Source organism: Rhodovulum visakhapatnamense (assembly GCF_004365965.1).
Classification (GTDB): Bacteria; Pseudomonadota; Alphaproteobacteria; order Rhodobacterales; family Rhodobacteraceae; genus Rhodovulum; species Rhodovulum visakhapatnamense.
Genome location: NZ_SOEB01000013.1, coordinates 11,192 through 26,221, shown reverse-complemented (window position 1 = coordinate 26,221; position 15,030 = coordinate 11,192). Strand labels below are relative to the sequence as shown.

Here is a 15,030-nt window from a genome sequence, read left to right as displayed (position 1 = left end):
CTTCTGGTAATGGCCACCGGCAACGGGATCAAAGTCGAAGGCGGTGACCGGCTTGGCAAGACGATCATCTTCGCCAAGAACAGCAAGCATGCCCGGTTCATCGTCGACCGCTTCAATGAGGTTTATCCGCACTACAAGGGGCAGTTCGCCCAACTGATCGACTACAGTGTGAGTTACGACACCAACGGTTCTGTCGGCCGAAACCGGTGCGCATAGGAACACGATCCGGGCCGTTCTCCAGAACGAGGGGGTCCAGCCGTTCCGACCGAACGGCTTGGATGCCGGGCCGGTCTATCTTCGGAAGGCTGTTGAGCCGGTTGTGGCACTCTTGAAAACTCAGGGAGAAAAATGACTGCTAGCCACGGGTTATGCCGAAACACCGTTCTATCTAAGTGTGCTAGGCGAAATCTTCAACATGGCACCCCAAGTCTCTTGACAGGGGGTGTGCATGAGAGACGCCAAATCGTGCAAGCTTATGGTGCATTGGCAATAGTGTGCCAATGCACCATAAGCTTGCACGCCCAGATGATTCGGCAGCTGTGTTGTACATAAATATGTTATTTATTTCAGGTGCTTGCCGTAGGGCGCTCTTCACCGCAAGGCATAAGCATGCACAGTTGACACATAAGCATGCACGGCTACGGCCAAAAAAAGGGCCCGCAATGCGAGCCCTGAAACGTCCACACCGGTATTGGCCAGCCGCTAATCGTCCAGCACCATCTCCATGAGTTTGTCGCCGTCGATCATGTCGCGATAACCGGGTGCGGTGAAGGGGCACAGGCCCTGAGGCAGGCGGGAGTTCTGGGCATAGGCCTCGGAGAAGATTTTGACCGTGGCGGTCGTCTGGCCGCGAAGTCGGCACAAGCCAAAGGCGCGGATCAGCAGCTCGATGACGAGGCCCCACCTGGAAGCGCAGGCAAAATCGAGGCGCTGCAGAAAATCGACATCAACAAGCTCTTCGACATCGATATCGGCGCGTTCGGCATAGGTGTAGACGAGCTTGTTCAGTTCGATCATGTCCGGATCCCTTGTCGGATCAGCGAACCTGCCCAGGTGGATCTCATCGAAATGGATATGGGAGAGGAGAAGGGCGATCTGCTCTTCAGAGTTCACATGTTTGGCCAAGACCGGGACGCCTGACAAGATGAGCATCAACTGCCAATCCGGCTCCTTCATCAGTGCTTTGAAACGGTCGAGGAGCTTCTCGTTGGACGTTTTTCCGGAGGTGAAGGCGTGCTGGCATTCGTCGTAGTAGAGGCCAATGACGCCCTGTTCGCGGCACTGGTGGCGAACCATGTTCCAGAGTTCCCCTTGGGTGCGCCGGGGGTTCGCGGGGTAACCGAGTGCCTCAAGAGTCTTGTGACCCAGATCCTTCCAGCTGATCGACCCATCCAGCTTGCAGTAGATAATCTTGCCAACCTTCCCGTTGGGCATTTTCGTCATGCTGGCGTTGAATTCCTCTATGAGCCTGACTGTCTCGGAAGTCTTGCCGACCCGGGATTCTCCGGTGACCAGCATGCCGCGTACTTCGAAATGCCCGCCGATGGAGGCCTTGACGTAGTAGTCGTGCAGGCAGTTTTCGAAAGCTTCGCGGAGCTTTGCCGCGCGCGGGAAGGTATAGTGGCCACGCTGCAGAGCAAGTGATGCGTTGACGCGGTTCTGGTCGATGAAACCCATGGGTATCCTTGAATTGCTGGACGTCGTTGAGATGGCGGTAGTTACGAGAGCTCGCCCTTCTGGGCGGGGCGGCCGAGCCGGACAGGGGGCTCCGACGACGGCTTCTCCGCCTTGGGCTTCGATGTCCTGGCTGGTAGTGCTGGCGTAGAGGTCGTCTCCACAGGCGCGTGATCGATGAGGCTTGCTCCGCCGAGTGGCAGGATCCCCGGGCCCGAGATCGCGGTGGCCAGAGTACCTGGGGCGACCGTGTCGACCGGCACGTGCGTGGTGACCAGCCGAGATGAGGCAAACAGGCTCTTGGCCATCTTGCGGGCTTCACCCACATTGACATAGCTCCTGGGCAGCCGTCGCTCGACGCCGATTTTCTTGAGCTGTTCATGTCTCTCGAGGCGAACCTTTGCGATCCGATCTTCATAGAGCGTTGTCAACTCGGGGTTTTCGCGCCGGTACTGCGTCATCAACTCCAAGAATTCGGACACGGTCAGATCTGCGAAGACGGTCGTCTGGAGTGCCAGCCTGTATGGGTCGGGATCTCGCGGAAGCACTGCGGTCGCAAAGCTCAGATCGTCCGGGTCGATATAAACGGTGACCTTGCCCTGGTGGTGTTCGCGGGCAGTCTGGAACTCGTCTGACGAATAGAAGAGGCCTTCAAGCACACGCACACCCTCATCGTTGGGTTGCACCTTGAATGGCCAGCCCAGATGAATGCGACGGAGATCTTCATCCAAAAGACGAAATGTCTCCCTGGTCTCATTCAGTTCTTGATAGACCTCTGCTGGGCGGCGCCCGCTCATACCGACGCCCATGTGTTTCAGGGACGGGTACTCGTCGATGAAAAACTTGGTCAGGATTTCATAGAGGAGATCGATATCCAGGACGCCTGATTTCTTGGCGTCATATCCAGGCAGCTCTCCTGCTTTGCGACCCGTGTAGCCGTGAAGCAGTTTGAACAAGACGGATTCGGTGGTGCCGAACATCCGCTCGACATACGGCTTGTCGGCGGAGGCGTGGGTCCGCACATCGGTATTCGCCGATGCGATCCCCATGAGCGCGGACTTGACCTCGGCGTTCCGCAGACCGGTACCGTTGTCGTTGCGCACCATGCCGAGCCCCATGCCCGGCATAGCCTCGCCCTCGCAACCGTAGATGCGCCTTTCGCGGGTCTTGTCGCGCGTTGCCATCCGCAGCAGCTGCATCGTGGCTTCCGCTTTTGGCTGGTCGCTGACAACCCAGGCCAGCGGCATGCGTGTTGCGACATCGATCATGACAAGGATGCTGAGGCGGCTGCGGATCTCCTCATCCGCCCATTCCATGGCCTTCTTCATGTCTTCAGAGAGCGTATGCCAATAGCCTTTGGCCTTGGCCGAGGTAATCAGGGACGCCCGACACTCGTCCATCTCACAGAATTCGCCGATCATGAGCGCCCGCACGTCAGAACTGCCGCGGCCCCGCTTGTTGCGCGCGTGCCGCTCGCCCTTCGTCGCGACCATGTATTCGGTCGGCGTGAGTAGCTCCTTGCGGTGACGAAGAACGGATTGATGGGATGGGACCGGGAGCGCGGGGAGGTCGTTGAGCGCCCGCTGCCCGTTTTCCCTGTTGATCAGTGCTGCAAGGTAGCCATGCACATTCGCCACCGACGGTCCCTTGAGATCCAGGCCGATCTCCTCCCACGCCGCTGTCATGAGTTCTTTCAGACGCAAGGGCAGACGCGGTTTCTCGTTGCCTTTGAGGTGATCAAGTGTTGCCAGCCCAGCGATGACATCATCACCGTCCTGGAGACCCTGATAGATCCCGTAGTATTTCTTTAGCGTCCGCCCTTTGTAGAGAAACCAGCTCTTCTGCCGGCCGCCCTTCAAGGTGGCTGCTCCAAGATGCACACGCTCGCCAAAAAAGGCTTCGACGAGCGGACGCAAAAACTTCCTGTTCGCGGGGTCGTTCAAGGCGCCGATGGAAATCCGGAAGTCCTCATTGCCCTCGACAATGGTTCGGTGCCGATGGAGCTCGTCGATCGCCCTGCATAACGCGTAGTGGAAACGGCCATAAGTCCGTTGCTCATCTGAGAGTTGGGCCGCAACGCTCAGACCACCCAACCTCAGCTTGGCACTCCCCTCTGGCAAAAGCTGGGAAGGGGCGAAAGTCACGGCGCCGGATTTCATCATTTCGACGAAGGACGAGAACCCAAGAATACTCATCTGGCCGCCCGTCGGGTCCGCGAGTTCATAGCCTTGCGCACCGACCTTGTGGAGCAAGAGGTCACGCCCCTGGACCACGATTTCGGTTCCGGCTTCGAAGTTGTAGCGAGGCGCGATCGTCATGACGCAACCTCGACGCGCGACCATTCCGCGATCACATGATCGAGGTTCGCACGCAGGGCGCCACGCGCGATCAGGCGGTAGCAGGATTTAAAGACCGTCTTCTGCGGCAAGTCGAGCAGCGGAAAAAGATCCCGCATCAGCCAGAGTGAACAATGGCTGCGGGCTGTCCAGAGCACCACGTCGTCGATCTCCGGATCGGGTGTCTGGACGGCCTCATGCAGCCGGAACAGGTTTTCCCGTCGCTGTCGCGAATAGCGGCCAGCATCGACGATGATCATGCTATCTGCAGCGCTCGAGGGTGTCACCGCTTGGATCGTTTCGATTTCGCGCCATGTCTTGGGCTTTTCCAAGCTGTCGGAATTGCGGACAAAGACGAGTACGCGCCGTCCATCCACGAAAGTGGCAAGCAGGTCATGAGTATAGCTCGGACCTTTGCGGTCACCAGGACGCAGATAGACCGTCAGCGGCTGGAATTGCAGATCATAGAGGAGAGGCGAGAGCAGCAGCTCGTGGGCGACGGCGGCTTCCGCTGCACTTTCGGCAATGCCGGACTTGGGCTGGAAGTCATTCGCGATGGTCCTATACGTCATCCACACCCGATGCGAGCTCGAGCTCCGGAAGCCGGGATTGCGAACGCCGGTGAAAGGCAGGACACCGTGGATCCGCCCGAGTTTGATCTTGGACTGCCTGGGCAGCTTCGCCGGCGAGTAGTTCCAGCTGTCATGATCAATAGTCTGATCGGCAGACATGACTTCTCCGTTCCCGGAACAGCGTTGCGCCGGGTGCATTTTTGTTTCTTTTCAAGAGGACATGCCACTCTTGCCACGCCCAACCGCTGTCGGTAGCGTGACAGATGTGATGATGCGGCAGTACCTCTGCTTCTGGTGCCCGTCCTGGGCGAAATTCCGACCTGACCCACCCGACAGTGCTTGGGTGGGCCATGCGCTCATTTTCCGCGAAGTCGGCGAAAATCCCAATTGAAAACGCGTCGCCAGGCCTTCATGAATGTGGAAAACTCATTCAACCATCTGATTTTTAATGGATAATCTGGGCCACTCCAGTCAATGGAGCATCGGCCGCCCCTGTTGGTCCGAGCCCAGCTCCAGCATCCGTTTGACGGTCCGGATGTTGATCTGATGGCCTGCCTCGAACGCCTCAGCCAGCGCGGTCGTGATGGCCGCGGTGATGAGCGGGGAAAGCTGCCGCCTCTCGGCCTCACGCAGGACGAGCTCATTGATTTGTTCCTGGGTGGGAGACGGTACGCTGACGACGCGGATCCGTGACACGAGCGGTTCCGGCAGTCCGCGCAGGCTATTGGAGGTGAAGACCCAGTTGATGAAAGACATATCGAACTGGTTCTGGAAATATGGACAGGTCCAGCGGCAGGCTGTCATTTCCTCGAGCAGCGGGAGAAGCGCATTCGGCAGACTGAAAGACCGGCCCTTGTCGGACATGACCGAGCCGGACTTCTCGATCTCGTCGATGATGACGAGCGGATTTGCAATCTGCCGCATCAGCATCAGGCTCACGAGCCGGCCGGGGCCGGCATTTGACCAGCCGCGTTGACTTCCGACAAGTCCGAAACTGGCATTCTCTCCGGTGGCATCCACGATCATATCCGGCGTTCCCAGAAGCTGCGCGAGACGCCGTGCCCATGCGCTTTTCCCGATCCCAGGCGGGCCATCGAGAAGAATTGGTGCAAATCGGGCGCCGGGCATGCCACTTGCCAGGCTATGATGAAGGCTGCGCCAAACATGGGTTGTCGCTTCCGCGATCCAGGGAAACTCCGCATGAAGCGCCGCTGCGATCTCGTCGATATGATGCGCCGAGCGCAGGTCGAATATCTCGGCGCCGCCGCGGCATCCTTCCAGCATCGCCCGGTCTTCTCGTGAAAGTCGGGTTGGCTCGACGTCCTTCAGATGGTTACGATGGATCTTCTGCGCCCACCGCCTGATCCGGATCTCGAGCGCCTTCGGGAGCTCATTCTGCGGGTAACGCCATAATTCATTGTGGGCAGCGCGCTCTTCCAGGGGGATGCCGTCGGAAATCTGCCGCTTGTCCTGCAAGCGGCTATGGAATTCCTTGAGACGCTTGATGATCGCGGCCTCTTCTAGCGCGGGATCGGGCTGTTTGCTCAAGATGAAGCGGATTTTGGGCATGGATGGGGGCTTTCGTCATGGCTCCGCCAGCCGCCATGACGGCGGTCATGCGGGCAGAGCCTTGGATTGGAGGGAAGGCTGAGTTCGCTGTGCGTCGAACATCTCTCTGAGCCGGAGGCTGGCCGGCCAGGAAGAGTTCAGTGTCAGCTAAGGGTATGTAGCGCAGGTATCATCGGGCACTCACTGGAAAGCAGACATGGGAGGGACGCACCATTCCATCGGGAGTGGACGATTATCCGGAGCGCCCATGCCATAGCGCTCAAGCCACCGCAAGTGATTCTAATGTGCTGATATAATTGTGAAAAATGGACTTGGTTTTTCGCAAACACAAGGCCGACTGACCGGTCAGGTGTCTTGGGCGGCGCCCGCACTTCGCCAAGAGCATGAGCCATGCGGCCCGCCAATTTGTATTGGCCGAAGCGGGCATTCGCAGCACATCGCACGAATGTCCGTTTTCAGCAGGTCATACTCTGGAACGACAGCTCGCCGTCGCGCTCTATCGACAGTCGCGGGGTGTCTTAACCCGTCCGCTTCTGTCATCGGCGAAATCGACCGTTATTGCCCTGCCAACCATCTACCCCCGACCTTTTGGCCTGAAGGCATGCATCGCGCCACCACAGGCGCAGGAGCTCCAGGAGCTACGGCGAGGCGATGCGGCCCTTGCAAGCCGATTACCTGTCCGTCAGAGTGAACCACATTCAACCATGAGCGTAACAGTTGCGGAACACCGCAACTCTTTTCTTGTGCGCGAATATCGCTAAACTCGAAAAAACAATACATTACCGAAATGTACAGTTTTATCAGTAAAAACAATATTATAAACGGAGGGTTCTCCCGCTTGAGTGCCGAGAGTAATGTGTCGCTTGATCGATTGGCATGGGTCGAAACTGCCTTCAATGCCGCATGGACCGGTCCAACTTCTACTCCGTTTATCACAGACATCCAAACTCGCGGTGATCTCCTCGACGAGGCGGCACATTTCGCTCACGAGATACCGCTGTGGCGCCTATTCAATTCTGCCCCGACGCTCGCGGTCTGGGCCGTTCTCATCCCGCTTGCGCGCAACTACGGCATCTCGACCAATGAGGTCTACCGCCATATCAGCCGCTTCGTCGGCGAGAGCTTTGATGAACAGGAGGCCCGCGAGGATCTCAAGACCCGCTACCGCCGCACCGCCCGGGCTCTCGGCCTGCCGGTATTCGGCAACGAGCCGACAGGCCTCTTTTTCGCACCACTCGGTCCGGCCCATGCCCACCACGGTGATCTCGCCCGAGCCTTTGTCGGTGCCGCCCTCCACATTGGCCCGCCAGCAATCGAGGATACGGCTTCCGCACGGCGCTGGCAGAGAAGAATTGTGGCCGATCGCTGTGCAGGACTCGCCCGCCTCAAGGCGACCATCGCCTTCGACACCTCCGCCCATGTCGCCCGCCGCTTCGAGGCCTGGCGACAGGGCGAAAGCCCCGTGGGAGATACCGAAGCCCATCTCTTCGAAGCTTATGATCAGGCGGCACGAAGCCTTGGTCGTTCAAGAGCCGACATCGTCGGCCCGCCGCGCCTCGTCTGGACGGGAGATCACCTCACCCTCGAAACCGAGACGTCGCGCGAACTACAATCCCTGCGGCTCGGGGCCATCCCGACTCGACTTGCTGGCGGCAAACGCCTCCAGGTGCCCCCGCCTTGGCGCCCGACCATTCGCTGGACCGCGGGCACCCTCTCCCGGGACATCCCCCTTGCCCCTGCGGAAGGTGAGGTTCTGGTCTTCGATGCCGACACCGGCGCCATGCTCTCTCGCCTCTCCTCTGAACAGGGGGAATTGGAAATTGCCGCAGAACGGCTCATCGTCCTTTCCGCAGCCCCTTTCACAAGCCTTTCTTTCGGCGATGCCATCCCCGCAAAGGATGCGTCCTTCAGAATTGCCTGGGTCAATGCGGACGAAACCCTCGCTTTCGAGGGTCGCTCCGACCTTTCATTCACGCGTCCGGTCGAAGACGCCATTTGGATCGACGCTCCGGTTCTCGGGCGCGACGGAAGCAGGGCCCTCTATGCCTGCAACGGCGGGCTGCAGGTGCGGATCGACCCGGAGATCGGCGGGCCAACCCGGATCATCCGGACCCGCATCGGCGGACAGGTCCGTTTCCACCAGGTCGATCTCGGCGCCACCGGCGAACTCCGCATGGCCTTTGCCGACGCCCATCTCGAAGCCCTCGCTGATCCAGCGGAAGTCCTCTTCGAGGTCCTTACGCCCGGGGCGGCCGGAGACCTCGAGGCGCGGGTCGCCCTGACCACGCGCTGCTGGATATGGCCCGGCATCTCCGCCCCCGACGGTGACCTTGCGGACGTCCCGATCCCTGCCAATTTTGACCCTGCGCGCAGCGCCGGGCTGCGCGCGATCGACGGGCGCCTCTCGGTCGATCCCGAGGCTGACCAGGAAACCCCGATCCTCGGGCTTTCCGGTCCTGACAGAGTTCACGAATTTCGCCTTGTCGCCCGTGGCGAGAAACTCTGGCACTTCCGGGTGGCCCGCGGCGACAGGGTCTACGTCCCGCGCGGGGCCACGCTGGTCTTCGGTCACGCCAACCGACACGATGCCCTCATCCTGGGCTCGCCGGACCGCGACGCCTCGCTTCTCGTTCTCGGCCGTGAGACCCGGCGTCCCTTCTATCGACGACAGACCATTGAGATCGGTGCGGCGGATCTCGAAGAGGACACTGAAGACGACCGCATTGCCCTGCGGAGGGCGGACGGGCGCGTCGATCTTCTCGCCCGGCTTCGCCGCGCCACCGACCCGGCGGGCCTCGAAATCAGCGAAGACCCCGATGAGATCCGCCTGCGCTTTACCCCCCGGACAGACTGCGACGCCCTTCGGGTTCGCATAGAGCCCGTCCGCGGAGCCCTGATCGAGGGGGAATATGCCTTCGGCCGCGCACCCCTCGACCTTCCTTCGCTTCAGGGCGTTCGCTCCAAGCGCGATCCCGCGACCAGCCAGGTCGAGGTCATCCTCGATCCTTCGCAGCTGCCCGCGCCGGCGCGCGCCACCTTTCTTCTGCGCGACAACGCGGGGGTACTCCTTCCGCTTCGCGATGTCCGCAATGCACCGGTCGCGATCGGGCTTGCCGGAGAGATCGACACGCCGCAGCGAGGCCATCTCCTCGATCTTGCCCGCTTTCTCGCCGAACCCCAGCCGGACAGCCTGGGCGGACAAATCGGTCGGGCTCTCTCGCCAGCCTACGAGGCGGCACTGGATCACGTCGGCAAGTCTCACATGCTCGGATCGATCAAGCCTCTGCTCGCCGTTGTCCGGGAGGATCGGCAGCCACCCCGGCACGACCTCGTCGGCGCCACTCCCTGGATCTTCGAGGCAAGCCCGATCGCCTTCGGCGGCCTCGACACCGACACCGGCCTTGCGCCGATCTCCGACATGGCCGGAGAACCCTCGCCCGTGCCGCCTCCGCGCGTCGATGGAGATACGCCACTTTCGGACTGGCTCGGGCGCGTCTCGACGGGTGCTGGCATCCCAACCGGATTCCAGGCAGACAGGCTCCAGCATGCCTTCCAGGCCCTGCGCTGGCGGCTCAAGGAAACCGATCTCCACGACCTCGTCGGGGAAGAGACGCTTGCGGGAACCGTCAAGCTGATCTGCGGCGCCCATGTTGAAGGCCTCGAGAAACTTCGCTCCTTCGATACGGGCGGAGGTGCGGACCCGCTTCCCGCCCGGATCGCCGCGCAGGTCGAGCGCCTTGCCCGCAGTTGCGCCGAACGCCGGTCTCACGCCTTCGTCGATGACGTCGTGTTTCGAACCGGCCTACCCCGGCGCGAAGTCGGGCAGGCACTGACCCTCATGCTGAGGGGCGGCGTCGAGTTTTTCGCCTATTTCCGTGCGCTCTGGGCGCATGCCAGCAAGGATGGATCCCCCTCCGCATGACGACCCTCAATCCCAACGATTTCCGCGAGCATCTCAACAACGTCCTTGCGCGCTTTGTCGCGACGTCTTCGCCAATCAACGACATCCGTGCGCCCCGTCTCGCGGAGGAGCTCAGGAACGTCATCGGGCAGCTCGACTTCGTCAAAGGGCCTTATGTCGAGACCCTTCCCGATTTCGAGAAGGGAAAATCTCTCCGCGGACTCCATGAAGAAGGCCTTCTCACGCCGCATTGGCAAACCCTCGCCTCGACAGCTCCTGCCGTCTTCGCCCGGCCCCTGCACGCTCACCAGGAAGCGGCAATCAGGCGGCAGGACAACTACCTCGTCGCCACCGGAACCGGTTCAGGAAAAACCGAAAGCTTCCTCTACCCCTTGGTCAACGACATCCTGTCCCAGGGGGATCTCGAACGCCCGGGAGTGCGCGCGATCCTCGTGTACCCCCTGAACGCGCTGGCCAACGACCAACTGGGGCGGATAGCGAAGCTCCTCTTTCACGACCTAGGCGATCCCGGCATCACGCTGGGAAGATACACGGGCCAGATCAAGTCGCGCGCCACGCGGGATGAGGAAATCACGCGCCTTCGATCCTCCCCGAGTTTCCTCGAGGCATTCGGCGAGGATGCCGACGTGCCCGCGAACTGGCTCCTTTCCCGCGCGGAGATGCGCGAGGCTCCGCCGCACATCCTGATCACCAACTACGCGATGCTCGAGCACATCCTGCTCCTTCCGACCAATCGGCAACTGCTGGCCGGCGCTGACCTGCGCCGTATCGTGCTCGACGAGATCCACACATATGCCGGCGCCCAGGCGATCGAGGTCTCCTTCCTGCTGCGCAGGCTCAAGGCCCATCTCGGCATCCCCGACGGGCAGATCCGCTGCACCGGGACCTCGGCCTCGCTCGATCCCCGCCGCAAGTCGGAACTTGCGGATTTCGCCTCTCGGCTCTTCGGCGAACCCTTCGCCGGAGAGATCTCCGTCATCACCTCGGAACGCAAGATCCATCCCAGCCTGGCCGGCGGCGCCATGCCGAGCGGCCTCTCTCCCGAACACTGGGCGCGGGCACGAGATCTTGCCGAAGCCGCGCGCGACGCGGTCCAGAACGACACGCCGATGTCGATCGAGGACTGGAATCTCGAGACCGAATTTCTCGACCTTCCCAGACTGCACCTCGATGACGCCCCCTCTCTCGGCGATGCGCTGATCGAAAGGCTCGCCGGATTCGAGGAAATCCACCGCATCGCCCGGCGTCTCGAAGGCGGATCGGTCGCAATCGAAATCCTCGCGCGCGAGGTCTTTCCCGATGAAGGGGAAGCGGCCGTCGCCGCGCTCGTCGGGCTGATTTCCGTGGGCGTTCTCGCCGTCAGTGCCGACGCAGCGGTCTTTCCGCTTCTTCCTGCCCGCTATCACCTGATCTCGCGGGCGCCGGACCGCACCGGGATTTCGCTTGCGGCCGGCGGCGCTGACAATCTCCGCGAAGTCCTGATCGGGGCCGAACGTGACGACGAGGACCGCCCGGTCTACGAGCTCTACGTCTGCCGCAACTGCGGCGAGCCCTACCTCGAAGCTTGGGACAACGGCATTTCCCTCGACCCGACGCCTGGCGCGGGAGACCGCCATCTCTTGCGGCTTGTGCCGGGCGGGCTGGCGATCGAGGGGGAAGATGACACCGAGATCGCCCTTCCCGGCCAGATGGTCCATCTCGATCCCTCGAACGGGCATCCGATGGAGGAGGGAACACCCGGCACGGTTGCCCTCGAGGCCGTGACTCTCGAACAGGATCCCGATGACGGCAAGCGCTACATGCACCGCTGCGTGGCCTGCAATCATCGCTCCGCGCGATTCAATGAGCCCATCACAACCGTACGTCCCGGCGACGAGGCGATCGCGGCAGTCGCCGCCCAGACCCTCCTCGAATCCATGCCGTCACACGATCTCGGCACCACCCCCCCGATGGGCGGACGCAATCTCCTCGTCTTCTCCGATAACCGCCAGGATGCCGCTTTCTTCGCCCCTTTCTTCGAGCGCACATCACGCGAACAGGCAGTGCGCAGTGCGATCCTTCGAGTCGTCGAGCGCAGCGGGCGCATGGATATCGACAACATCACCGGCGCGATCCTGCGCGAGCTTCAGGCCGACGGGCTTCGCCTCTACCGTCCCGGCGTCGTTCCCGAGCGCGAGACCGGGGAAAACGAACGTCTCCGCCTCAAGGCTCTCGTCGCCGCCGAGATCACGGTCTTCGGGCGGGGACGTCTCAGCCTCGAGGGCTTCGGTCTCATCGGGGTGGATTATGACGCCATCGCACGGCCCGTCGAGATGGTCCGGCGCGATCTTCCCGACGCCATGAAACCCTACGCCGATACCTACGTCCGCTACCTGCTGAAAATGATCCGCGAGCACCGCGCGATCGCGCAGAAAGAATCCGGCATGATCGACCTCGAGGACGAGTCGATCTGGACGCGTATCGCCTCACAACAGAACCGCTGCGTGAGCCGTGAGCGCAATCCCCACACGAACCTTCCGCTCAGCCTCGTGCCGACCGCCGGCCGGCAGAACCGCTTCACCAACCTTCTCGAACGCATGGCCCAGGCCTGCGGCACGACAATCGACGAGAACCAGGTCCGCGATGTTCTGACCCAATTCTGGAAAGCCATCGAGCACCCGAAATCGATGACCTCGAAACATGGTGTGGGACGCGGCCTGAAACTCGACCGGGGCCTCTTCATTCTTCCCGGCTCCGAGGTGTCGCTCTACCAATGCCTGTCCTGCGGCACGCGAACCCAATTCGATACTGCCGGCGTCTGCCAGTCCATGAGATGCAATGGAAAGCTCCACGAGGTTCCGCGGGACGAACGCCAGACCCTCGATGCTCGCAACCACTACGTGGCCCGCTACCGCGAGCATCCGCAAATGGGCATTGCGCGCGAACATACCGCGGCGATCTCCAGCGAGATCAGGTCCGAGATCGAGGAGAAATTCAAGGCAGGCGAAGTCAACCTCCTGTCCTGCACGACCACCATGGAAATGGGGGTCGACCTCGGTGATCTCGAGTCGGTCCTGTGCAAGAACGTCCCGCCCTCGATCGCCAACTACCAGCAACGCGCGGGACGCGCCGGACGCCGCGCCCAGGTCGCGCCAATCGTACTCACCACTGCGCGTTCCGGGCGCTATGACCGGGCAGTCTTCGAGAAGTTCTCCGAATATCTCGCGGCCCAGCCGATCATCCCCTACCTCAGCCTTGACAACGCGGGCTTTTTCCGTCGTCACCAGCTCTCGATGCTGCTCGCGCGCTTCCTCGAACACCGCCTCGCGGGATACACCCGGACGGGATCTCCCCGCATGCGTGACGTCTTCGCCGATGCCCTGACAGAGGAGGCCAGAAAGACGTTCGACACCTCCTTCGCCGACTGGATCGAGCGGGCGGACCCGGACCTTGAGGCCGCCGCAGACCTGGCCACCCGCTTGCCTCCTTCCCTTCGATCGATCGCGCTCGACGCGGCAGGTCTGAAGGCCGCCCTGAGCGAGCGGATCTCGCAATTCGCGGACATGGCCTGGGGTCGTTTCGGACTGATGCAGGAAGCAATCGACGACCTCGAGGCACGCCGAAACGATCTCCAAAAGACGGAAGCCGACAAGTTCATCAAGATCGACCGGTCGCTGGGCGCCCTGCGCACCCAACAGAAGCTCTACATGAACCAATTCCTGATCGACCAGCTATCGCGGCGAGCGATCATCCCCACCTACTCGTTTCCGGTTCACTCGGTCTCGCTCGAGGTTCTCAATACGGCCGGTCAGACCGCCGACACCGCCGTGCTCGAACTCGACCGCGACGGCTCGATCGGAATTTCCGAATACGCGCCGAGCGCCGAGATCGTCGCCGGAGGCCGAGTCTGGGTAAGCGCCGGGATTTCCAAGCGATCGAAATTCACCGGAGACGACGCCTTCATCGAACGATCCCAATACCGGGTCTGCGGTGCCTGCCGTTCTCCCCAGATCACCCTCCAGGGCGTGGAGCCAAAGAAGCATTGCCCGCAATGCGGCGCCGTGTTCCACAAGACCAATGCGACCCGGGCCTTCATCCGGCCCCATGGTTTCGTCACTTCCGTCGCCGATGGTCAGGGGCGCGACCCGGGCGCGACCCGGATCCGTCCGACAATCTCCGATGAGGCCCTGCTTCTCACGGAGGCTCCACGCTCCAAATACACCGCGACCGACCTGCCCGGCATCCTGACCTTCCACGCGCCGGGCTCGAACCGGCCCGAGGATGAACTCGGGCGCATCATCACCGTCAATCGCGGACGCCATGGCGGCGGCTTCGCCTGGTGCCCGAGCTGCGAGCACGCCGTGCCTGCGCATGGACATGGTCCCGACCTCGCCTGGCAACAGCCGACGCTTCTCGCTCCCCATGTCAACCCACGCAGCGGACAGCCTTGCCGTTTTGATCCCACCAAACAGGCTTGGCCGATCGATCTCGCCCATGTCTTCGAAACCGATGTCCGCGGTCTTCTCTTCGAGAGCCTCCCCGCAACCCCCTCGGGGGACGCCATCTCCTCTGACAACTCGCTCGAACGCACGCTGCAGGAGGCCTTGCGGCTCGGCGCCGCCGAACTCCTGGAAACCAATCCGCGTGACCTTCGCGCGCTCGTTCAGAAACTCGACGGCCTCATCGTTGTCGTCATCTACGATTCCGTCTCCGGCGGGGCGGGCTACGCCACGCGGTTGACAAACGAGACCGGGTATCTCGCGCGAGATCTCCTTCTCTCCGCCCGCAAGATCCTCAACTGTCCCAACCCCGATTGCATCACCAGCTGCACGCGCTGCCTCAACGACTATTCGAACCAGCGCCACTGGCACATGTTCAATCGCCGCCCGGCCCAGGCATGGATCGAGACGATCCTGCTCGATGCCGGCGTCAAAATTGACCCGCAATGGGACATCTGAAACACATCGAAAGACAGACA

The 15,030-nt window shown here is 61.6% G+C and carries 7 protein-coding genes; 3 read left to right on the top strand and 4 right to left on the bottom strand.

Going from position 1 to position 15,030, the window contains the following annotated elements; all coding sequences use genetic code 11:
* The first annotated feature begins 9 nt into the window (after positions 1–9).
* Complete coding sequence (locus EV657_RS12520; RefSeq protein ID WP_113670284.1) at positions 10–216, top strand: hypothetical protein; 207 nt, start codon at positions 10–12, stop codon at positions 214–216.
* Between the two features lie 486 nt (positions 217–702).
* Here the strand turns inward: EV657_RS12520 and EV657_RS12515 are convergent, their stop codons facing one another.
* The 4 genes from EV657_RS12515 to EV657_RS12500 all read right to left on the bottom strand — a co-directional run bounded on the left by EV657_RS12515 (position 703) and on the right by EV657_RS12500 (position 6,151).
* Positions 703–1,677, bottom strand: coding sequence for an AAA family ATPase (locus EV657_RS12515; RefSeq protein WP_134078105.1), 975 nt, complete (start codon positions 1,675–1,677; stop codon positions 703–705).
* A gap of 41 nt (positions 1,678–1,718) precedes the next feature.
* A complete protein-coding gene (locus EV657_RS12510; RefSeq protein ID WP_134078104.1) occupies positions 1,719–3,992 on the bottom strand; it encodes a hypothetical protein in 2,274 nt (757 codons plus the stop codon).
* Complete coding sequence (locus EV657_RS12505; protein ID WP_134078102.1) at positions 3,989–4,741, bottom strand: hypothetical protein; 753 nt, start codon at positions 4,739–4,741, stop codon at positions 3,989–3,991. The genes EV657_RS12510 and EV657_RS12505 overlap by 4 nt, the downstream gene beginning before the upstream one ends.
* A gap of 312 nt (positions 4,742–5,053) precedes the next feature.
* A complete protein-coding gene (locus EV657_RS12500) occupies positions 5,054–6,151 on the bottom strand; it encodes an AAA family ATPase (protein ID WP_134078100.1) in 1,098 nt (365 codons plus the stop codon).
* 787 nt (positions 6,152–6,938) lie between these two features.
* Here EV657_RS12500 and EV657_RS12495 point away from each other — a divergent pair.
* On the top strand, positions 6,939–10,073 hold the full coding sequence (locus EV657_RS12495) for a hypothetical protein (RefSeq protein ID WP_134078098.1): 3,135 nt from the start codon (positions 6,939–6,941) through the stop codon (positions 10,071–10,073).
* Positions 10,070–15,010 carry a DEAD/DEAH box helicase gene (locus EV657_RS12490; RefSeq protein ID WP_134078096.1) on the top strand — a complete coding sequence of 1,647 codons (4,941 nt, stop codon included), beginning with the start codon at positions 10,070–10,072 and terminating at the stop codon, positions 15,008–15,010. Before EV657_RS12495 ends, EV657_RS12490 begins: the two co-directional genes overlap by 4 nt.
* Positions 15,011–15,030: the final 20 nt, after the last annotated feature.

Bases quoted from the DNA above. Each gene is read 5' to 3' on its own strand.
- EV657_RS12520 (WP_113670284.1), top strand. From the start codon at position 10: ATGGCCACCGGCAACGGGATCAAAGTCGAAGGCGGTGACCGGCTTGGC.
- EV657_RS12515 (WP_134078105.1), bottom strand. From the start codon at position 1,677: ATGGGTTTCATCGACCAGAACCGCGTCAACGCATCACTTGCTCTGCAG.
- EV657_RS12510 (WP_134078104.1), bottom strand. From the start codon at position 3,992: ATGACGATCGCGCCTCGCTACAACTTCGAAGCCGGAACCGAAATCGTG.
- EV657_RS12505 (WP_134078102.1), bottom strand. From the start codon at position 4,741: ATGTCTGCCGATCAGACTATTGATCATGACAGCTGGAACTACTCGCCG.
- EV657_RS12500 (WP_134078100.1), bottom strand. From the start codon at position 6,151: ATGCCCAAAATCCGCTTCATCTTGAGCAAACAGCCCGATCCCGCGCTA.
- EV657_RS12495 (WP_134078098.1), top strand. From the start codon at position 6,939: ATGTACAGTTTTATCAGTAAAAACAATATTATAAACGGAGGGTTCTCC.
- EV657_RS12490 (WP_134078096.1), top strand. From the start codon at position 10,070: ATGACGACCCTCAATCCCAACGATTTCCGCGAGCATCTCAACAACGTC.